This is a genomic window from Vibrio sp. Y42_MX_L11, from assembly GCF_024181785.1.
Lineage (GTDB): Bacteria > Pseudomonadota > Gammaproteobacteria > Enterobacterales > Vibrionaceae > Vibrio > Vibrio diabolicus.
This window is the reverse complement of the sequence record NZ_JAMZAP010000005.1, coordinates 210,016-229,611: the sequence shown is the minus strand read 5'-3', so window position 1 is coordinate 229,611 and position 19,596 is coordinate 210,016. Positions and strand designations below refer to the sequence as shown.

The following is a 19,596-nucleotide window of genomic DNA, read 5'->3' as shown; positions in this document are numbered from 1 at the left end:
ACAAATGATGTGGTCAAAAAATGACGCGTATTGTGCAAATGCACAATATCACGACATTTTTGAGAGCCGAGTCGCAATATAAAGCTCCGCTAACCCCACAAAATTGGTGGTTGGCAACCCTGTTATCTCGGTGATTTTTTCTAATCGATAGCGCAGTGTGTTCCGGTGAATAAACAGCATTTTAGAGCACTCCGTCACATTGCCATTGCACTCAAACAATGCATCTAGGGTTTTCAGCAATTGCCCGGATTTGTCTTTCTCTTTCAACCGTTTCACGCCATCAATAATTTGTTCACCTTGCCAAATATCCGCCAACGGCGCCAACAGCACAGGCAAACGAAGTTCGTCGAACAGGTACTTACGTTTCTCTGGGTAGAACTGCTTGCCAATGGCTAATACCTGCTTCGCGCTTTGGTATGACAACGCGACATCTTTAGGCTCATTAAACAACTGCCCTAGCGCAATGTGAAACGTATGCGAATCGTGATCGCTTAAACGCGACATCAACTTATCAATGCGTTCACTTTCGATTTGGCTATCCCACTGCTTGGCGGAATGACACGGTTTCAGCACCACAATTTCATTCACTGAGACAATCGCAACTAGGTTGTTACGCTCTGGGTATTCAAGCAGCTCAACAATATTGCGCACACTCTTCATGCTTTTTGAGGCGGACGGCGTCGAGACTTCAATCACCGTTGCCACCCGTGGTTGAGTAATATCGATAGAAAGACGCATCGCCCAATCTTTCAGCTCTTCATCGGTCAATTTGCCATTGATCCAAGCCAGAATAAACTCTTCGCGATGACGTCTGTCCCACTGAAATTTTTCCACCAGCGCGGCTTGCTCGATTGTCAATTCAGCGGTCATTTTGACCAGTTTGGCGAAATCTCGAATTTTCTCGGGCTCACCTGTCACACCAACAATACCGACCACGTCTCCATGCAATTTCAACAGCATATTGATTCCGGGTTTGACACCCTGCAACGTCAAACATTGCTGCTCATTCAGCTCTAGCGAATCGCCGTGATTCAACGCCAATACCGCGCCATCATGGACTTGCCCAACGCGTTTGGGATCGCCACTGCCAATGATGATGCCTGCTGAGTTCATCACATTTACGTTGTGACCAATGATGGACATGGTTCGATCGACAATTTGCTGTGCTAGGGAGTGGTCGAGAATAACCATTTCGATTTTCCAGATTGACAATTTAATCATTCAATAAATCACAAATAGCCAACTGTCGCGATGATGCAGTTAAAAATAACTGAAGCAGCTCAAAGCATTACTCAATTAACCACACGATAAAAATGGATTAAACCCTCATTTTGAGCTGAGAGTTATATACTTAGAACAAAGGTCACCGATGCATTCGTCACTGTGCATCGATACCGCTCGTCTACCTACAGAGGAGGAAACAACATGGAATTACGTAATAAATCGGGTGAAGTCGCAAAAATTGCAGATAATCTCACTTTAAAGGAAATCACAGAAATGGGCTACACCGTAGATTTATGCGATGAAGCATTTGACCCCGGTGAGCATTGGAAAGCGGAAGGTAAAACGCAAGGTATGGGCGAGTACCCAGAGGAGTAAACGTCCTGACGGGCCAGCGCACAAAGCGTTCCATAAACAGAAAAACCGAGCGACTTAACGCTCGGTTTTTTACTTTTGAACTTCTTGAATAAACAAGCCCATCTCTTCAAGATAATTGCCGTTTGAGCATCCCCAATCGGTGACTTCAATCAGCTCGGTAACTAACTGTCCAGATTCATCATTTTGTACTCGCTGCACAAACGCTTCAAAGCGTTCTAACTGCGCCTGAGTTTTAATGCCATGCACAGCATATTCTACAAGCAAGCCGTTGTATGTCTGCCAGCGCTGTTCACCTGAAACATCACTGCTTAAAATTACAGAGCACTTTTGTTGAATGTTCTCAACCGCATCATTTCTTGGCGGCGTGACAGAAGAGCATCCAACCAAAATCGTACCTAGCGCCAATAGCGTAACTTTTGTCTTATTTATCATATCGTTTCCATATGTACTGCCGCGATATAGAAATATTATTACACATGACAAAGATCATCGAGAGCGCCTCGCAGATTAATTAACTGATGAACTGTAAAACCCGTGCCAGCCTTAACACTGCGCACTCCGAACGCGTAACAACTCTTGCTAACTCATTAAAATGTAAACAAATAGTAAAATCACGTTTACGCAGTACACTACCAGCAAATTAATTTGTCCCTCCTTTATTATCAACAAGCGTGCAATAATTAGGGGTCTACTCCCAACCATTTGAAGGATCAAAATGACCGCAACGGATTATCTCAACGACCTCAATCAACGTTACCTCGCGATTCACCGCACCAAAGAAGATTTCTTTTGGGAAACTTACATGGGGATCAGCGATGACCATGATGGCTCGACGCAAGCACAAACCGCATGGACAAGCTTTTTAAGCAACGCCGAGCAAATTACTGCCATCAAACAACAGCTTGAAGCCGCGGACTCAATTACCGACCCACAAGAGAAACAGCAAACCATTACGGGTCTTTCTGGTTGGCTGGCGATGTTTGAATCTCACGCAATCGAGGGCGAAAAAGCACAAGCGTTGAAAAATCAGCTCATTGCCTTTGAAGCTGAGCTGTTCGAGAAAAAACAGAACCACGTACAAACGTTTACCGATGAAAACGGCGAGCAAGTGGAAGGTTCACTGCCAGTATTGAGCTCAACCATTCGCACCAACAATCATGAAGAAGTTCGCCAATCGGCTCACCAAGCGTTGCTGAACCTTGAACAATGGCTACTGCAAAACGGCTTTATAGAACTGATCAAACTGCGCAACCAGTTCGCTCGCTCACTGGGTTATGCGACCTTCTTTGATTACTCCGTGCAAAAAACGGAAAAGATGAGCTCTGAGCAGCTATTCGAGATTTTGGAAGATTTCGAACAACGCACGCGAGATGCGCACCTAAACAGCTTAGAAAACTTGGCGAAAGAGAAAGGCGCAAGCGCGCTAACAGGCTTCAACTTTGTTTACTCGTTCGCGGGTGACGTCATGCGTGACCTTGACCCATACGTGCCGTTCTCAAAATCTCTGAGACGCTGGGTAGAATCGTTTGGTCGTCTGAATATTGATTACTCTGGCGCGACGCTAACGCTTGATTTGTTAGACCGCAAAGGTAAGTACCCGAACGGGTTCTGCCACGGCCCTATCCCTTCTTTCTACAATCAAGGTGAATGGGTCGCAGCACAGGTGAACTTCACCAGCAATGCCAAACCAGACCAAGTGGGCAGCGGCTACGATGGCATTAACACGCTGTTCCACGAAGGTGGCCACGCAGCACACTTTGCGAACGTAAAAATGAACGCGCCTTGTTTCTCGCAGGAGTTTGCGCCGACTTCAATGGCTTATGCAGAAACTCAGTCGATGTTCTGTGACAGCCTGTTAACCGATGCCGATTGGCTAAAACAATACGCACTGGATGATGAAGGGAATCCGGTTCCTGATGAGATCATTCAAGCGATGATCAACAGTCGTCAGCCATTCAAAGCTTATGAAGAACGTAGCATCTTGGTTGTGCCGTACTTTGAACGCGCGTTATATCAACTTAGCGATGACGAGTTAACGCCAGAGCGCATCACTAAGCTGGCTCGCGATTGTGAAAAACAGATCCTTGGTTTGGAATGCAGCCCTCGCCCACTGATGGCGATTCCACATTTGCTATCCGACGAAGCGGCTTGTGCGTATCAAGGTTATCTACTCGCGCACATGGCGGTGTATCAGACCCGCGCATACTTCCTTGAGAAGTTTGGCTATCTGACGGATAACCCAGAAATTGGCCCACTGCTGGCAAAACACTACTGGCATGCAGGCAATCATTTGTCGCACAACGAAACCATTTTCAGCCTGACTGGCGAGGGGTTCAATGCTAAGTACTTGGCAGATGTATGTAATCTATCGCCAGAGCAAGCGTGGGAAGTACAGCAGAAGAAAATCGACTCACTTGCAACACGAGAACGAGCACCAGTTGCTTCACTGAACGCGACAATTAAAGTCGTCGACGGCAGTAAAGAACTGGCAAGCAACGTCATCTCTGACGAACAAATGTGTGACGATTTTGAACGTTACATCGTAGAGACTTACGGTCGATAACACGCCAAAAGCCAGAAGCCACGCTTCTGGCTTTTTGCTATTAAGGCACAACAAAAGGAAGCGCCATGCATCAACAAATCATCAAGTTCTGGTTCGAAGAGCTAACGCCTCAAAACTGGTTTGAAAACAACCCAGAACTGGACAAACATATTGCATCACGATTTGCCTCGGTACTAGAACAAGCCGCTCGTTGTGAACTGTTTAATTGGCGTGACAGCGCACAAGGACGATTGGCCGAAATCATCGTCCTCGACCAGTTTTCACGTAATGTGTATCGCAACACCCCAAAAGCGTTTGCGCAAGACTCGCTCGCATTAGCATTGGCTCAAGAAGCAATTCGGTTAGGGCACAATCAAGAATTAGCGCCTGATCACCTAAGCTTTTTGTACATGCCGTTTATGCACAGCGAATCGCGCCTCATTCATGTCGAAGCTGAGAAATTGTTTCGCGCATCAGGGCTTGAAAATAACTACGATTTTGAGCTAAAACACAAAGCCATCATCGACCAATTTGGACGTTACCCACATCGCAACGCCATCTTGGGTAGAGAAAGCACTCCTAAAGAGTTAGCATTTTTGCAGCAACCCGGCTCCAGCTTTTAACCATCAATAACAACGAGAACGTTGAATGAAATTAGACGCCATATTGTGGGATTACGATGGGACACTCGTAAACTCTGTACCGAAAAACATCGACATCACCAAAGCGATCTTAGCCATCGTTGCCCCGCATTTAACCGGCGATAATTTACCGAAATATCTTCATTCAGAAGCCAACTATCACTACGCAAACCACGCGGCGAAAAACTGGCAAGAGCTCTACGTGGATTACTACGGCATGTCCCATGATGAAATGCTAAAAGCTGGTGGTTTATGGGCAGAGCATCAAGAGAAAAACCAAACACCAGTAACCCTGTTTGAAGGCATTGATGGCGTTATTAAAGAGTTTGCGCAGCTGCCTCACGGCATTTGCTCTCAAAACTCACAAAGCAATATTCGTCGAGTGCTGTCCGACAACGGCATCAGTGCGCCGTTTAAATCCATCGTCGGGTATGATGACGTCTCGAACGGACACCAAAAGCCCGATGCGTACAGTGGCATCAAATGCGTTGAGTCGATTTTTGGTCACGCAGAAAATCGACAGCTGATGTACATCGGTGACCATGAAGCCGACACGCAATTCGCACGCAACATCGAACAGCAGTTGGGTGGCCAAAGTAAAGTGATTGCCGTTGCAGCAGCGTACAGCGGCGCGATGCCAGAGCATTGGAGCGTGCAACCAGATTACGTGGCAAGAACGGTTGACGAGCTGTTTTCGATTATTGCTCAACACACGTAATTTTGACTGCGGTTTAAGGCCAACACCTTGAAAGCCAGCGCTCACCTTGCCCTTTCAGACATTGAAACAATTTTAGCCACTACACTGGAGGCCCCATGGTTACATGGCCATGTTTATTGAAACTCGATGGCGACGATGAACTTATCTATTTGCGTTCTCATGCCGATCTTGATTCCGAATGCGAAGCGCTCATTTTGGGGCCAGATGATTACGTTATTGACTCAAATGGCAACACGTTCGGGTTGCAATACAACGATTCGAACACCACCGTTTTACAACCGGAAGAACGCACTCTGTCCGTCGAGGAAGTTACGTCGCTCATCCAGTCGCATGAGTTTAGTCTCGCACAAAGATGCATCATCAAAATTCACTTCACCTCGGTACAGCAAGCTGTTGAGGCATTAGCCAATTAGCTCGAACCCCGCTCATGATGATTACACAAAATTATTATTTTTATAATTTATGATAATTTTATGTAATTAAAACCGCGCCATATACTCTCCCACATCGAAACAAAACAACGTTTAAGCACACATGTTGGGAGCAAACAAATGAAAATGAATCATGTCGGTATTATGGTCGGAGATATGGATAAAGCGGTTGAGTTTTACACACAAGCGCTTGGTCTAAAAGTCGTTATGGGTAACACGAAAGTGATTGAAGAACGCGAAACCGCAATTGGCAGAATGTGTATTGCGGTCTTTGGTAAGGGCTTTAAAGGCTTCAACATTGCGCATCTAGTGACAAGCGATGGCATCGGACTTGAGTTATTTGAAATGAAAGAGCGTCAAGAGCGCCATGAAGTGGATTTTTCTCGCATCGGTATCTTCCATTTCTGTTTGCAGACGGACGACTTTGAAGGTGCAATCAAGCGCACTGAAGCGTTTGGTGGCAAAGTTCGTATGGACATCATGCGTTACCACCCAGAAGACGATAACAAGCCTGCGAAAATGGTTTATCTAGAAGACCCATTCGGCAACCTGTTCGAGCTTTACTCGCACACTTATGAAGAAACTTACGCTTCTGAATACGAGTAATTACATCATGCAACACAACCGGGATCAGTGCGTTACTGAACCCGGTTGTTCAAACCGTTTCACCAACCATTGTTACGACTCAATGCCTAACGACTTCATCAACGATTCAACGGTATTGTTAACCCACAATATCAACGGATCATTACGGCGCTTTACGCTGTAAACGTAACCGAAGTTACCCTCTAATTTCGGCAGCGCGTCATCAAATTCGATAAAAGAAAAACGCTTATCTAACTGATTGATCAAGTGACGCGAACAAGGAAACAGCACATCGCTATCCGCAACCAAATTCAAAATGGTGTTGATGTGCGTGGTACGCAGTTGAATTCTTGGGACAACTGAAAAAGGCTGTAATAAGCGCGAGATGTGATCTTCTTTTTCATTCCAATGTTGGATGATGTGAACCGCGTACGCGTACTCTGAAATGTCATCCAAATACATGCGTTTGCCACCATGCGGATGCGTCGCGCGACAGGCCAGAGCAAAGTCGTCCCGCCCGCCTTTTTTCTGAACCAGATGCTTCGGCAATTCCATAGGGAAATAGTTGATGCCAAAAGCGATTTCACCCGCATCGATTTTGTCTGGCGTGGTTTCCGTCCAGTCTTCGATCACCAAGTTCATAAACGGCGCTTCTTTGGCTAGCAGCTGAGTAAACGCGGCAGAAAACCATTGCGCAATGGACGAGTTGATCGCAACACGCAGAACACAGCTTTCGATCGCGGGATCAAAACTATGAGAAACATTCACTAGCTTGTCGATGTCGTTGATGATCCCAGAAAGCTGCGCTTTGATCTCTTCGGCTTTCGGCGTGAGCTCCATATTGGTGCCCTTACGCACTAAAATGTCGTCGTTAAACAAATCCCGAATTTTACGCAAGCTTCGACTCACAGCAGGCTGGCTGGTGCACAAACGCTCCGCAGCCGTTGTGGTGTTGCGTGTTTCAAGAATCACCGCAAGCACCTTGAGCAAATTGTAATCAAAGTTCATCAACGTTATCTCTTTAGCTTTTCTCAAAGCATATCACTTTTGATATAGATTAAATACTCACAATTCATTTCTGTAATAAACGGGTTAACGACTAAGCTTAGCTGGAAACATATCCTCACAACCAAATGGATGAAACCAGCCATGAAACAAAAATTACTCGTTACTCTATTGGGATTATCAGCGCTAGGAGCCAGCTCTGTATTTGCGGCTAACACCAATGTTGATCTTGCAGAAGATGCTTATATCTACGGCTACTCTATCGATGAAGCGTACAAGTTTTTCTATCACACGGCGGTAGAAAACAACTATCCACTGAACCGCTTTCAGAATATTCGTGCTCTAGCTGATGACTCTTACACCGCTCACCCAACCATTAATAACGATACGCTTCACCTTATGGGCTGGTTAGATGTTGCTGCAGAACCTGTCATTGTGAGCGTGCCTGATATGGATGAAGGCCGTTACTGGATCTTGCACACAATGGACATGGGCCACTACACCAACGCAGCGTTCAGTTCTCGTACTCGCGGCACAAAAGGCGGCCAGTTCATGTTTGCAGCACAAGATTGGCAAGGTGAAGTGCCAGCTTCTGTCGACGAAGTGGTTCGCGTAGACAGCAACCTTGTGAAGCTGATGGGTCGCATCATGGCAGTGAATGACGAAGATGCGAAAGTCGCGCTTAACTACATGGACCAATGGAACATTCGTACCCTATCGGAATATTTAGGTAAGAACGGGCCAAAACCAGTACAAAGAACGTACCCAGATCCAAAAAATTCAACATGGCTTGAACGCGTGAACTTCGTGCTATGTGATGGCTCGATGGGTAATGCAGACAAACAGTGGTTGGACAAATACCAATCTATCGGCGTTGAACCATGCAAAACTGACTTCACACCTGAGCAGCTAAAACTGGCAAAAATTGGTGAGAAGAAAGGCATGGAACACCTCGTCGAACTTGCGCCTAAAATGACAGATGCTCGTACGTTGCTTGGTACACGCGATACCTTGGGTGATGCGCCACGCGATATTTTTGCAGAAGGTACTTACCTTGGTCAGTGGGGCTTACCACCTATCGAAGCGTCTTACCGTAAATCAGATTTCGACAGCACTGGTCAAAAACTGGATGGTTCGAAGCATGATTACGTGATGCGCTTTAAAGCGCCGAACGTCAGCGAATTCTGGTCTGTTACTATTTACGGCAACGACAACCGTTTGATGGCGAAAAACGACCTAAACCGTCACAGCCGTGGCGACCGAACCATGAAAGCGGACAAAGACGGTTACTACACCATTTACATGAGTGCGAACGAGAAAGGCCGTGCAGACGATCCAAACTTCTTGCCAGTACCTGAAAAATCGTTCTACGCCATCATGCGTTTCTACGGCGCTGACGATGCAATCCAAAGTGGTGAGTATCAAATGCCTGAGATCAAAGTAGTTAAATAATTCGTTTTAACGAACCACTGCTCTGTCGCCTCCTTAGCTCGTAAGTACGTTAAGGAGGCTTATTTCAAGGTGGGTGTCTAGGGCGAACATCAAGCCCAAAAATCAAAGAGACGCCCACTGAATCTAGTGATTATTTTTATTTAGGTATCGTATGGATTTTAATCTAATCCAAACCTTTTTAATTGTTGCTGAATATCAATCTTACTCTCGCGCCGCAGAGCACCTAGGGCTAACTCAGCCAGCGATTAGCGCATCCATGAAGCGTTTGGAAAAAGAAACCAACAAATCGTTATTTGTGAAGGATGGGCGACAAATCAAACTCACTTCTGTAGCGCATCAGTTGCTACCTAAATTTCATCAGGCGTTTGCGATGATCAATGATGCCATTTCCGATCAAAGCACTTTCCGCCTGAGCTGTAATGAAGCGCTGATCCACCGCATCACACCAACCAACACGATCAGCATTTGCGCCGATACGGATTTACCTTCGTTATTGAACGATCTACGACTTAAACAGATCGATTTGATTATTAGCCCAACGACCATTCATAACCCATCGTTTATCAGTGAATCAGTTTTTGAAGAGCCAATGGTGGTGATTTGTCGTCAAGATCACCCACGTATCGCAGGAAAAATCGAACAAGAACAGTTTTATTCTGAAAAGCACTGTCGGTTTGTCGGAGACGAAGACTTCCCAGTTAGCGACACCGAAGTTCACCAGCCAGGGCTGCAAGAGCGTGATGTGGAAATGATGACAACATCGCTCTCTGGCATGATGCTTTATGTGGCGAAACACGATTGCTTAGGCGTGCTTCCCCTGTCTTTGGCGCAGAAATGGCAATCGGCTTTGAATCTGCAAGTCATTCAAACTCCAATGTTTTCCGAGCCAGTCAGCTATAAACTGATTTTCCATAAACGAGATGAATCCAGCACTTCCCATCAATGTTTGCGAGCTTGGGCGCGTGACCAATTTGCTACAGGCCTAAACGCCTGACTCGGTCGCACATCAAGGCGTTTCGCCAAAAACTCTTTCTCTCTTCTTAAACGCACTCTTTATGACTAAATGCGCATATGTTAAAAATGGCTTAACGATCAATATGGACGTTCAGGTCGTATACTTTTCCATAACCGCACAAAAGGAGTGAAGCATGCCCACCAACAACCCAATCGCAATCCAAGCCCTTGATCATGTCGTGTTAAGAACGTGCAACCTCGACGCCATGTTGCATTTCTATCGAGATATTTTGGGCTGCCCTGTCGAGCGCGAAGTAATGGAGCTTGGTTTAACCCAGCTCAGGGCTGGTAACGCATTGATTGATGTGGTGACGGTGGACAGCGAGTTAGGGCAACTTGGCGGAAAGCCACCAGTTCAAAATGGTCGTAATATTGACCATTTTTGCCTGCAACTAGCGCCTTTTTCCGAAAATGAAATACTGGAATATCTGCGTTCGAACGGCATTGAAACCGAAGAGTTTGCGAAGCGGTATGGCGCACAAGGGTTCGGTAGATCACTCTATATACATGATCCGGAAGGAAATGTCGTCGAGTTAAAACCTCAAGTGATTGATGAGTAAACTACACTTAACTGTGTTACTGACCATTTGTTTCTCATCATTGTAGAAGGCTCAAAAAAATGAACGCGATCTCGTTAGTCCAAGGCGACATTACCACCGCACATGTCGATGCCATCGTGAATGCAGCAAACCCGAGAATGCTCGGCGGAGATGGCGTCGATGGTGCCATTCATCGCGCAGCAGGGCCTGCGCTTATCAATGCGTGTTATGCCGTTGATGATGTCGACGGTATTCGATGCCCGTTTGGTGACGCACGCATTACTGAGGCTGGCAATTTAAACGCGCGTTACGTCATTCATGCCGTTGGCCCGATTTACGATAAATTCGCCGATCCAAAAGCGGTGTTGGAATCTGCATATCAACGTTCGCTGGATCTCGCGCTCGACAAGCATTGCCAAAGTGTGGCACTGCCTGCGATTTCTTGCGGAGTGTATGGTTACCCGCCCCAAGAAGCAGCAGAAGTCGCGATGGCCGTTTGCCAAAGACCGGAATACGCGGCACTCGACATGCGCTTTTACTTGTTTAGTGAAGAGATGCTTTCGATTTGGCAACGCGCCCTGACCCAGCACTAAAATCTGTGTGACAAGAGGCATAAAAAAACCGGACTGCCAACACAGTCCGGTTTGTCTTATTGGTCACTGAATTATCGTTCGTTAAGCGCTACGAATGCTAGGGGGGTCATCCAAAGCGCCTAATGTGTGCGATCTAGTTTTTGAAGAATCCGTTGTACATCATGTACAAATGCGCTGCAGACCAAGAGAAGTTCGACGCACCTTGTACCGCGCCCGTCTCAGGGTTGTAGTTTTCACGGATTGGCATGTCACCCGTCATACCTTCTGCGTTGTTAAACAGCTCATTCGCCATTGCAATCGCTTCTTCTTTGTAGCCGTAGTTTTCCTTCGCACGGAAGCCAAAGTACACTTGGTCTAGCCACACGCGACCACGCCAGTACACATCTTTACCGTAAGCAGGGTTGGTTTGCGATGCGGTCGGCAAAGGCACACCCGTTCCTTGGAATTTATCTGGCGTATTGAACTCGTCTTGATCACGCATTACCGCGATCACTTTATCGGCATGCTCTTGCGTTGCTGCACCATTAAACAGCGGCGACCAACCTTCAGGGCCACGTCCACGCTCTACAATCGGCAAACCCGCACAGCCATTTGCAAGAGGCGCAGGAGTAGTGCCATCTTCAGCCACATTTAAGTGAATGTCGTAGAAGAATCCTGTGCTTTCATCAAACATACATTGGTTAATGTAAGTCTTGATTTTTTCTGCGCCATTAAGGAATTCTTGCGCACGATCTTTACCTTCTACGCCATCGGACACCAACTTCGCCATTTCCGCTAAGTATTTGTTGTCTGAGTACATGTAAGAGGCTTGATCCACCGATTCTTGCAACATAGAGAAGCCAAGCAGTTCGCCGTCCGCAGCATTATTGTTGGTGCGATTTTCTGCAAAACGAACTTCCCAATCTTTCTTCGCAAGATCGAGTTTCGCTAAGTTTTCCGCTGACGTATTGCTGTACACCCACTCCTCGCCTTCCAGCTTGATGCTGTTATCAAAGCCGTACGCACTTGCCGCGTAGCGACCAAGTTGATCCACATTTTTGTCTGGATTGCTGATGTCTTCAGCTTGCGAATTCATGTTGTGGATGTTGTAGATAAAGCCAAAACGAGCCGCGTTATCCATACCCGATTCCCAGCCCGCCGCTTCTTGTGCGCCAACGTGAATCGTCATGTAATCCACTTTATCGAGAATCTTATTGTAAGACGCCATGCCTTTTACTTTATAAGAATTGCCGTTTTGCTCGATGATGTCTTCTGCCGGAATAATGGTCGTGAAGTTAGGATCGCGCGTTTCTACCCAAACGTACATCACGCCTTCTTCCGTGTTGTGTGCTGGGTCCACTGCCGCGCCGTATTCAGGCACACCATTTTGGTTGTGGTCGCGGTTGGATAGCCACCAATCGTGGTATGCCACCAACTTAGGATACATTTCATCAATGAATTTTTGCGCGTCTTCTGAGCGATCAAACTGGTTCACGAGAGCGTGATACACCTCCATCACAGACCATGCCGCCAACGATGGTTTCGTATTACGTTCGTTCCAGTTTTCAGAGCCAGCACCACCACGACTAACAGGTTTGGTGTACGTCAACACATCCAGCAAGTAGCCTTTGTCTTGCGGACGAATCTTGTCATCAGCTTGAACTTGTTCTTGGAATACCGTGCGAATGTTGTCCATCGCAACATCTGGGTTGAAATGCGCCATCGCGTACGCTTGTTTCCACGAATCCCACGGCCACGTTAAGTTACCAGAGAACCAACGCGCAGTGACCGATGGCGTGACTGTCGCTTGTTCAATATCGCCCGCCGCAGAGCGCCAGTTACCGTTTAGGGTTTCCATCGCTTTTACCGCTACGCGAGCTTGGTCTGCTGTCGCTTCTTTGTTGATAAGACCATTCGCTAAATAGCCGTCCCAACGCGCTTTCGACGCTTCCATGTATTGAGTTGGATTCGCTAATACATCTTGCAATTTCAACGATTCTGACTGCACTTCTTTCGCATTGTGCAGGTTAGAATACGCCGTATAAACCGCCGATGTTTGCTCAGCTGGTAGGCTCATCTCCGCGGTAGAACTGAATGAGGTTTCGTTGGTGAACGTCTTCGTCGGTAGAGAACGAGTAATGCGGAACTCGGCATCACGGTCATTACGGATCGCCCAGTTGTCTTTCATCTCGCTAAAGTTAATTTTAATGCCGTTCTCAATGGTCGAAATCTGGCGCTTGTAATCTGGGTAGTACTGCGCAACGGTTTGGTCTTTGCGCGTCGAAAGCGCGTATTTCACCAACTCGCCATCCCACTCCAACGCCAAGTTCATATCACGATCAGTTTTGTTAGTGATGAGCGTTTCCACCAGCGAAGAGCGATCAGTCACGAAGCGCAGCACCATTTGCACGTGAATATCGTCCAAGTCCAACACCTGCACTAACGCACCTGGAATGGAATAGACTTTCGCTTCTGCGTTCGATAAGTCGTAAGTTTGACCACTCACTTTGTCGGTCAACGTGAGCTTGTCGAACGTTTGGCCAGACATAAAATGCGCGTACTCTTGCGTCACTTGCATAATACCGCCGAAAGCGCCATAACCCGCCGCATCTTCAGGTAGCAAATGGCCATGCCACGCGCCGTTATCCGTCAACGCGTTGTACTTCAGGTTCGAATAACTGTCGTAATCACGCAGGTAAGTTGGATTACCAGTACGATCAATCACGTTAGTAAATTCCGAAGTTGGCGCCTGTGGTAAACGGATTTCAGTTTTATCATTGGAACCACATCCAACAAGCGAAATAGTAGCCCCGATCAGAATGGCAAGTGTGCTCTTTTTAAACATACTTTTTCCCTATTATTTGCGTTATTTTTATATTCTCATTTATATAAATGAGTGTTTTTAGTGTGCAGAAGCCCGGCTCGCACTAAATAAGCACAAGCTTCCGATAATTATTCTTTTATTTTTCTTTAGCGATAGTGATGGCTTTTAATAAATCGCCATTAATATTCGGAATTGTGTCAGCCAAAAATATCTGATTACCAGGTGTAAAAGTGAGTAAAACGTTTTTTAGTCGTTGACTGTTTTCACTGGTTTTATTTTGAACATCAAACTCAATTAATTTGTTGTACACTTCATTTGCCAGCTTTTCTTCTTGTTCTTCGGTAATCGCAATACGTCCAACACAAATTGGGGGTCGAATATCGTGACTAAACACTTCTTCACGAAAGCGCTGTGCAAATAGCGTGTCTAAATTTGAACCTTCTTCAAAAATAAAGCGGCCTGTATCTTTAAATTGATAGTGTTTATCCCCTTTCAGTTCAATGTAATCCATCATTTCTAGTGCACGTAAATAGAGCGCAACGGAAGTATCACTCAGCTGGTATCTCCGTGCGATCTCTTCTAAAGACCACTCAGGTCGACGCAAAAGATAAAGAAAATCAAATAAGTGAGGATATTGATGGAAAATCTCACTGTTGGTGTCGGTGATAAACTGTTCACTCTCTTGCTGCAGCTGCTTACCTCGCATGGATAACTCAACCAAATCCGTATCTAGGTGCGTGGCGTACAACAAGATTTTATCTAAACCAAGAGACGTATTGTGAAGCTGTCTTTTTATAGTAGAAAGCGGGATTCCAAGTCCAATAGAAAGCTCAGAATATCCAATGCCTTTTTCTTTTATTTTTTCTCGTAAAGCAGCAAGTAAATACGTTGCAGAATTATTCATCTAACAATGCCTGTATTTTATTTATTCAGCATCCATGATGATAAATTCAAGAGAGTCCTACTCTTGTGATTTTGGTCTCAATATTCTATCTTGTTGGCGTAAAACATATCTTATCCATTAAATTTTTTTACTTTTATTTAACTGGATGCATTTTACCCACCCTGAACAAGTTATGGCCATTGATCTATGGGCTTATCAAGATAATAGTCAGTATAATTGTTTTGAAGAGTAAAATTAAGATGGCAAAGATTTTTACTAAAACTTTTCTGATAAGAGCGCAAATTTTCAGATGAAAAGTATCAAAAAATGACACCAATCGATTTATAAAAGCGTGAGATCACAATTGGAAAGTGAACCTATGGAAATTTTGAATTTCAATGACCAGTAAAAACCTTGTTATATTCTGAAAATAACAAGGTTAATTTATAAAATAATTATTGAAGTAAGATCATGTTATTAAGTCAAAATTATATCTGGCTCACATATTTCTTTTTCTCGCCACCATTGTTTATTTATATGTTCTTGATGAACGTAAAAACTCTCCCCCGGCATTGGCGTCAGCAGCGTTATATGTTCTTTTTGACAATGGGTAAGCAAATCTAAAATCGGTTCGTCCCAGCGGTGAGTAAACAGTTCGTATGTAGCCCAATGTACTGGCAACAGTTTTTTCGCATTTAAATCGCGAAACGCTTGCACGGTATGATGAGCCTGCATGTGCCCCCAGTTTTCGACCGGATAACCTTGGCCTTTCACATCAGCAGCCACTTCCAAACAGGCAATGTCGATTGGTCCACATCGCTGTGCGATCTCGGAAAAGTGCGAGTCGTAAGCTGAATCGCCACTAAAATAGATCGTCTCTTCTTTGCCTTTGATGACCCAAGAAGCCCACAAGGTCGAGTTTTTATCGAAATAAGTACGACCCGAATTATGGTTAGCGGGCGTACAAATCAGTTCGATTCCGGCATAGTGCACGCTATCCCACCAATCGAATTCCACGATGTTGTCTGCGCAAACGCCCCACTTTATCAGATGCTTGCCAACCCCTAAGGGTACATAAAACGTCACGGGTTTATCGGCGTAGAAACGTATGGTCGACGCTTCTAAATGGTCGTAATGATCGTGCGAAATCACGATAATTTCAGGAATCGGCAAACAATCTCTGGCGTGAGTATTGGGAATATTGCGTTCAAACCACGCTTTTGCGATGAACGGAGAAGCGTAATCAAATACCGGATCGGTCAGAATTCGAATGCCATCGACCTCCACCAGCATAGTGGAATGGCCCAGCCAAGTAAGGCGCATCGATTCACTTCGCTGCTCAAACTGCGTAGGTTGAATTGGGGAATGTGGCAGATGTTCGTTAGGACTCAACGGCGTTCTACCACCAAGATAACTCCAACACACCTGCCAGAATGATTGCGGACTAGGGACATTTGGCATCTCGTTTTTAACGCGGCCGTTTTCAAATTGAGGCGAGTGGTAAACACGGTGCGCCAACTGCGCATGGTAGGTTTGAGGCGGAATCAGTGAACTTGGCTTTTGTTCACTCGTTAGGTATGTGCGCTTAAGTATCGTCTCAGACATATCGTTATTTTGTCTCACTTGTGAACGCTCAACAGTAGGTTTATTAAAACGTGCGTGTATGTCTATTTCGTGACCAAAATGAGGTGTAAGATGAAGATTCAGTTTCAATCAAACGTCTTCTATTTAAGGAAGCGGTTCTCAAACCTTCTGAATACTGCGTCGGTTTGAAAGGAGAAAACTATGGTGACTTGCAGCCAATACGATTTTATTGAAATCGCCTGTATGTTTAAGCTCCCTATCGAGATCACGCTAAAAAATGGTGAAACTCATCAGGGCAACGCGTTCGACACAGGCTACGACATGCAGCGACAAGAGTGCTTGTTTTTAGATATGGATGGTGAGCACACCGCTTTCCCGACTGAACAATTAGTCGCAATGCGCGCGCTCAAAGCCAATCCGCATTTTGACGAAGTGACGTTTGAGTAAACGTTCTTCTTTCACTGACGCCGTCCAATAAAAAACGCCTCTCAAGCTGACACAACTTGAGAGGCGTTCTCTTACACCGTTCACCTGAACTTGTTGTTATTCACGCGACCTGATGAAAACCAGCATCGGCATCATGATCACGAACATCACTCCCACAAGCTGGAAGGTGTGCACAAACGCGACCATTTGCGATTGCTGCTGCAACATCTGTTGGTATTGGTCTAACGCAACCGGATCGGTAATAGAAAGCCCCTGATTGGCCGCCCAGTCATGCAAGTTAGGATTATAAGGATTAATACCCTCTCCCAGCGCATGCCATTGCTGCTGACTATCACGATATTGGAACGTGGTGGCGATAGAGATACCAAACGAACTACCAATAGTACGGAACAGATTGTAAATACTTGCCGCCGCGACAGATTGCTCTTTCGGAATCGTTAAATACGCCAAGGTGGATAGCGTCGAGAAGGTTAAACCAAGCCCCATGCCCTGAATCATACTCGGCATCACAATCCAAAATGTATCGATCTGCAGTGAGTATTGCGTCATCAAATAACTACCAATCCCGATGCAGCTCAAGCCAAAGACTATTTTGATTCTGGGATCGAATTGCGGATTGAGCTTAATCACCAAAATCAACATCGCCGCTGACGCCAACCCACGCGGTGCCATTAATAAGCCAGTGGTTGAGACCGGATAATCCAGCAAACTTTCCAACAACATCGGTTGTTGAGTCGTCAGACCAAACATCGCCATCGACACCACGGCAATCATCAACGACGAGACCATAAGATTTCGGTCTTTAAGCAGCCATAATGGCGCTATTGGGCTTTTGGTTTTCCAACTACGATAGATCCACATCACCAATCCCATGAATGCGAGCAATATCGCCGTCTGGATCATGCGTGAGTTGAGCCAGTCTTCTTCGTTACCTTTATCCAACACAAACTGCAACGCGCCCACACCTAACGCCATGTAACCGATGATCCACCAGTCAAAGTTAGGTTTGGATTTGTTGTCGATATGGATATAGCGATAAATCAAAGAGGTACAGATCAAACCGAATGGCAAGTTGATGTAAAATATCCAGCGCCAGTTGATGTTGTCGGTGATCACGCCACCCACGACTGGGCCCAAAATAGGACCAAGCAAAATGCCGATGGAGAAAATCGCCATCGCTTTGCCTTTTTGCTCGTACGGATAAATCTGCACTAACGTCGACTGCGCCAATGGAATCACCGACGCGCCGAAAGCGCCTTGGATAATGCGAAATAGCACCATCTCTTCAAGAGACTGTGCTTGCCCACAAAGCGCACTGGCAATCACAAAACCGATCACGGCAACCAGCATGACTTTGCGTTCACCAAAGCGCGACACCCAGAAACTGGTCATCGGAATGAAGATCGCTTCCGCCATGCTGTAACCCGTCAGCACCCAAGTAATTTGGTCTGCCGTTGCGCCCAATGCGCCCATCATGTGCGATAGCGACACGTTCGCAACGGTCATATCGATTAACACCATGATGGCAGAAAGCATCACGGCGACGGTGGCAATCCCCCGTTTGTCTGCCGTAATTTGATGACTCATTGCACGCTACTTTGCAAATCAATTGTGACTTCTGAGCTCGCACCTACGCGAAGTTGCGGCGCATCGGCCGGTACTTCTAATGCCAAACGTACAGGGAAACGCTGTTTGATTTTAACCCAGTTACCCGTTGCGTTTTCTGGTGGCATCAAGGAGAACGATGTACCACTCGCAGGCGACAGCTGTTCTACCGTTGCTTTCCACACCACGTCTGGGTACATATCAATCACCACATCCGCATGCATGCCAGCTTTAATATGAGTAAGATCGGTTTCTTTAAAGTTCGCGCGTACCCAATAGCTGTCTTTTAAAATCACAGGGAACAGCGTTTGACCCACGCTAACGACCGAGCCCACGTGTGTATTGATTTCTCCGGCAATGCCATCCACTGGTGACGTAATGTCGGTGTAACTCAAGTTCAGCTCCGCTTGCGCTAACTGCGCTGCCGCTTGTTGAACGACCGCAGCCTCTACGCCTTCTTCACCACGGTTCGCAATGGCTTTTTCTACCGTCGCACGCGCTTGCTCTAGGCTCGCTTGGGCATTAGCAAGTTTGTTTTTCGCCGTATCTAAATCTTGGTCCGACGCCAGTTTGCGTTTCACCAGTGAGTCTGTACGTTTGTACTCCACTTGCGCTTCTGTCAGGTTAGAGCGCGCCGCATCTAAGCCCGCTACGGCTTCAGTTACCTGCTTATCGGCAACGTCATGTTGCTGGACCGCCAATTGGTATGCCGCTTTTGCTTGCTTCACTGCCAACAGATATGGGCGCGAATCAATCTTCAGCAGTAGGTCACCTTTATTAACAGATTGGAAATCTTTGGCATCCACAGAAACCACTTGGCCTTTTACCTGAGGCGCTACCGACAAAATTTTTGCCCTAACGTAGGCATCTTCCGTGCTTGGATGACTGTCAGAATACTGCCAAGACCAATACATCGCACCAAATGCGATAACACAGAGAGTAAAGAAAAGAGTTTTTACCAGCTTAGATCTGGAGGAAGAATGCTTCGCGATGTCGCCGCTCATTTATATTGTCCACTTGTTCAATTATGTGATCAGTGTAGGACTTTTCGATCTTCGGACAATAAAATGATCTGCAAGGTAAAGATCCAATTTTGCGTGTTGCTAAGTTGAGTAAATGATGTGCAATCAAAACGAGGATAAAAAAGAGGGGCAG

The 19,596-nt window shown here is 46.0% G+C and carries 19 protein-coding genes; 11 read left to right on the top strand and 8 right to left on the bottom strand.

What is annotated here, in order from left to right; genetic code table 11:
• Window positions 1-48 precede the first annotated feature (48 nt).
• A complete protein-coding gene (locus NL643_RS07810) occupies window positions 49-1,191 on the bottom strand; it encodes a sugar diacid recognition domain-containing protein (protein WP_079880537.1) in 1,143 nt (380 codons plus the stop codon).
• Window positions 1,192-1,425: 234 nt separating this feature from the next.
• Between NL643_RS07810 and NL643_RS07805 the strand changes: the two genes are divergently transcribed.
• Window positions 1,426-1,599, top strand: a complete 174-nt coding sequence (locus tag NL643_RS07805; RefSeq protein WP_005391896.1) for a hypothetical protein — start codon at window positions 1,426-1,428, stop codon at window positions 1,597-1,599.
• Between the two features lie 69 nt (window positions 1,600-1,668).
• Here the strand turns inward: NL643_RS07805 and NL643_RS07800 are convergent, their stop codons facing one another.
• On the bottom strand, window positions 1,669-2,031 hold the full coding sequence (locus tag NL643_RS07800; RefSeq protein ID WP_047009761.1) for a hypothetical protein: 363 nt from the start codon (window positions 2,029-2,031) through the stop codon (window positions 1,669-1,671).
• Window positions 2,032-2,314: 283 nt separating this feature from the next.
• Between NL643_RS07800 and NL643_RS07795 the strand changes: the two genes are divergently transcribed.
• The 5 genes from NL643_RS07795 to NL643_RS07775 all read left to right on the top strand — a co-directional run bounded on the left by NL643_RS07795 (window position 2,315) and on the right by NL643_RS07775 (window position 6,537).
• Window positions 2,315-4,162 carry a M3 family metallopeptidase gene (locus NL643_RS07795; RefSeq protein ID WP_005391914.1) on the top strand — a complete coding sequence of 616 codons (1,848 nt, stop codon included), beginning with the start codon at window positions 2,315-2,317 and terminating at the stop codon, window positions 4,160-4,162.
• Window positions 4,163-4,227: 65 nt separating this feature from the next.
• Entirely contained in the window at window positions 4,228-4,764 is a 537-nt protein-coding gene (locus tag NL643_RS07790; protein ID WP_253644225.1) for a DUF924 family protein, read from the top strand.
• A gap of 25 nt (window positions 4,765-4,789) precedes the next feature.
• A complete protein-coding gene (locus NL643_RS07785; protein WP_031819196.1) occupies window positions 4,790-5,500 on the top strand; it encodes an HAD family hydrolase in 711 nt (236 codons plus the stop codon).
• Between the two features lie 95 nt (window positions 5,501-5,595).
• The gene (locus NL643_RS07780; RefSeq protein ID WP_025506254.1) at window positions 5,596-5,913 is read left to right on the top strand and encodes a DUF4144 domain-containing protein; all 318 of its coding nucleotides are present in this window, start codon (window positions 5,596-5,598) and stop codon (window positions 5,911-5,913) included.
• A gap of 138 nt (window positions 5,914-6,051) precedes the next feature.
• Window positions 6,052-6,537, top strand: coding sequence for a VOC family protein (locus NL643_RS07775; RefSeq protein ID WP_029846111.1), 486 nt, complete (start codon window positions 6,052-6,054; stop codon window positions 6,535-6,537).
• Window positions 6,538-6,609: 72 nt separating this feature from the next.
• On the opposite strand, the gene NL643_RS07770 is transcribed toward NL643_RS07775, so the two are convergent.
• Entirely contained in the window at window positions 6,610-7,524 is a 915-nt protein-coding gene (locus tag NL643_RS07770) for a LysR family transcriptional regulator (RefSeq protein WP_029846112.1), read from the bottom strand.
• A gap of 141 nt (window positions 7,525-7,665) precedes the next feature.
• Between NL643_RS07770 and NL643_RS07765 the strand changes: the two genes are divergently transcribed.
• The 4 genes from NL643_RS07765 (at window position 7,666) to NL643_RS07750 (ending at window position 11,119) form a co-directional block, all read left to right on the top strand.
• Entirely contained in the window at window positions 7,666-8,973 is a 1,308-nt protein-coding gene (locus NL643_RS07765) for a DUF1254 domain-containing protein (protein ID WP_253644224.1), read from the top strand.
• A 151-nt stretch (window positions 8,974-9,124) separates the two neighbouring features.
• Window positions 9,125-9,967, top strand: a complete 843-nt coding sequence (locus tag NL643_RS07760; protein WP_253644223.1) for a LysR family transcriptional regulator — start codon at window positions 9,125-9,127, stop codon at window positions 9,965-9,967.
• Between the two features lie 154 nt (window positions 9,968-10,121).
• Window positions 10,122-10,547 carry a VOC family protein gene (locus tag NL643_RS07755; RefSeq protein WP_005391937.1) on the top strand — a complete coding sequence of 142 codons (426 nt, stop codon included), beginning with the start codon at window positions 10,122-10,124 and terminating at the stop codon, window positions 10,545-10,547.
• Between the two features lie 59 nt (window positions 10,548-10,606).
• The gene (locus NL643_RS07750; protein ID WP_253644222.1) at window positions 10,607-11,119 is read left to right on the top strand and encodes a macro domain-containing protein; all 513 of its coding nucleotides are present in this window, start codon (window positions 10,607-10,609) and stop codon (window positions 11,117-11,119) included.
• Between the two features lie 133 nt (window positions 11,120-11,252).
• Here NL643_RS07750 and ygjK read toward each other — a convergent pair whose 3' ends face one another.
• From ygjK to NL643_RS07735, 3 genes are all read right to left on the bottom strand, one after another.
• Window positions 11,253-13,943, bottom strand: a complete 2,691-nt coding sequence (ygjK, locus tag NL643_RS07745) for an alpha-glucosidase (protein ID WP_253644221.1) — start codon at window positions 13,941-13,943, stop codon at window positions 11,253-11,255.
• Between the two features lie 115 nt (window positions 13,944-14,058).
• Window positions 14,059-14,826 carry a hypothetical protein gene (locus tag NL643_RS07740; protein WP_020841655.1) on the bottom strand — a complete coding sequence of 256 codons (768 nt, stop codon included), beginning with the start codon at window positions 14,824-14,826 and terminating at the stop codon, window positions 14,059-14,061.
• A 456-nt stretch (window positions 14,827-15,282) separates the two neighbouring features.
• Entirely contained in the window at window positions 15,283-16,410 is a 1,128-nt protein-coding gene (locus NL643_RS07735) for an MBL fold metallo-hydrolase (RefSeq protein WP_253644220.1), read from the bottom strand.
• Between the two features lie 180 nt (window positions 16,411-16,590).
• Here NL643_RS07735 and NL643_RS07730 point away from each other — a divergent pair, with 180 nt between their 5' ends.
• Window positions 16,591-16,836, top strand: a complete 246-nt coding sequence (locus tag NL643_RS07730) for a Rho-binding antiterminator (protein WP_005460845.1) — start codon at window positions 16,591-16,593, stop codon at window positions 16,834-16,836.
• 96 nt (window positions 16,837-16,932) lie between these two features.
• Here the strand turns inward: NL643_RS07730 and NL643_RS07725 are convergent, their stop codons facing one another.
• Together NL643_RS07725 and NL643_RS07720 are read right to left on the bottom strand one after the other, a co-directional pair.
• Window positions 16,933-18,423: an MDR family MFS transporter gene (locus NL643_RS07725; RefSeq protein WP_253644219.1), complete on the bottom strand. Its 1,491-nt coding sequence runs from the start codon at window positions 18,421-18,423 to the stop codon at window positions 16,933-16,935.
• Entirely contained in the window at window positions 18,420-19,445 is a 1,026-nt protein-coding gene (locus NL643_RS07720; protein WP_193447619.1) for an HlyD family secretion protein, read from the bottom strand. Before NL643_RS07720 ends, NL643_RS07725 begins: the two co-directional genes overlap by 4 nt.
• Between the last annotated feature and the right edge of the window lie 151 nt (window positions 19,446-19,596).

What these genes read in the sequence shown, in the direction of transcription:
- NL643_RS07735 (WP_253644220.1), bottom strand. Translation starts at nt 16,410, where the DNA reads ATGTCTGAGACGATACTTAAGCGCACATACCTAACGAGTGAACAAAAG.
- NL643_RS07780 (WP_025506254.1), top strand. Translation starts at nt 5,596, where the DNA reads ATGGTTACATGGCCATGTTTATTGAAACTCGATGGCGACGATGAACTT.
- NL643_RS07800 (WP_047009761.1), bottom strand. Translation starts at nt 2,031, where the DNA reads ATGATAAATAAGACAAAAGTTACGCTATTGGCGCTAGGTACGATTTTG.
- NL643_RS07750 (WP_253644222.1), top strand. Translation starts at nt 10,607, where the DNA reads ATGAACGCGATCTCGTTAGTCCAAGGCGACATTACCACCGCACATGTC.
- NL643_RS07720 (WP_193447619.1), bottom strand. Translation starts at nt 19,445, where the DNA reads ATGAGCGGCGACATCGCGAAGCATTCTTCCTCCAGATCTAAGCTGGTA.
- NL643_RS07740 (WP_020841655.1), bottom strand. Translation starts at nt 14,826, where the DNA reads ATGAATAATTCTGCAACGTATTTACTTGCTGCTTTACGAGAAAAAATA.
- ygjK (WP_253644221.1), bottom strand. Translation starts at nt 13,943, where the DNA reads ATGTTTAAAAAGAGCACACTTGCCATTCTGATCGGGGCTACTATTTCG.
- NL643_RS07775 (WP_029846111.1), top strand. Translation starts at nt 6,052, where the DNA reads ATGAAAATGAATCATGTCGGTATTATGGTCGGAGATATGGATAAAGCG.
- NL643_RS07785 (WP_031819196.1), top strand. Translation starts at nt 4,790, where the DNA reads ATGAAATTAGACGCCATATTGTGGGATTACGATGGGACACTCGTAAAC.
- NL643_RS07770 (WP_029846112.1), bottom strand. Translation starts at nt 7,524, where the DNA reads ATGAACTTTGATTACAATTTGCTCAAGGTGCTTGCGGTGATTCTTGAA.
- NL643_RS07725 (WP_253644219.1), bottom strand. Translation starts at nt 18,423, where the DNA reads ATGAGTCATCAAATTACGGCAGACAAACGGGGGATTGCCACCGTCGCC.
- NL643_RS07805 (WP_005391896.1), top strand. Translation starts at nt 1,426, where the DNA reads ATGGAATTACGTAATAAATCGGGTGAAGTCGCAAAAATTGCAGATAAT.
- NL643_RS07790 (WP_253644225.1), top strand. Translation starts at nt 4,228, where the DNA reads ATGCATCAACAAATCATCAAGTTCTGGTTCGAAGAGCTAACGCCTCAA.
- NL643_RS07760 (WP_253644223.1), top strand. Translation starts at nt 9,125, where the DNA reads ATGGATTTTAATCTAATCCAAACCTTTTTAATTGTTGCTGAATATCAA.
- NL643_RS07730 (WP_005460845.1), top strand. Translation starts at nt 16,591, where the DNA reads ATGGTGACTTGCAGCCAATACGATTTTATTGAAATCGCCTGTATGTTT.
- NL643_RS07795 (WP_005391914.1), top strand. Translation starts at nt 2,315, where the DNA reads ATGACCGCAACGGATTATCTCAACGACCTCAATCAACGTTACCTCGCG.
- NL643_RS07810 (WP_079880537.1), bottom strand. Translation starts at nt 1,191, where the DNA reads ATGGTTATTCTCGACCACTCCCTAGCACAGCAAATTGTCGATCGAACC.
- NL643_RS07755 (WP_005391937.1), top strand. Translation starts at nt 10,122, where the DNA reads ATGCCCACCAACAACCCAATCGCAATCCAAGCCCTTGATCATGTCGTG.
- NL643_RS07765 (WP_253644224.1), top strand. Translation starts at nt 7,666, where the DNA reads ATGAAACAAAAATTACTCGTTACTCTATTGGGATTATCAGCGCTAGGA.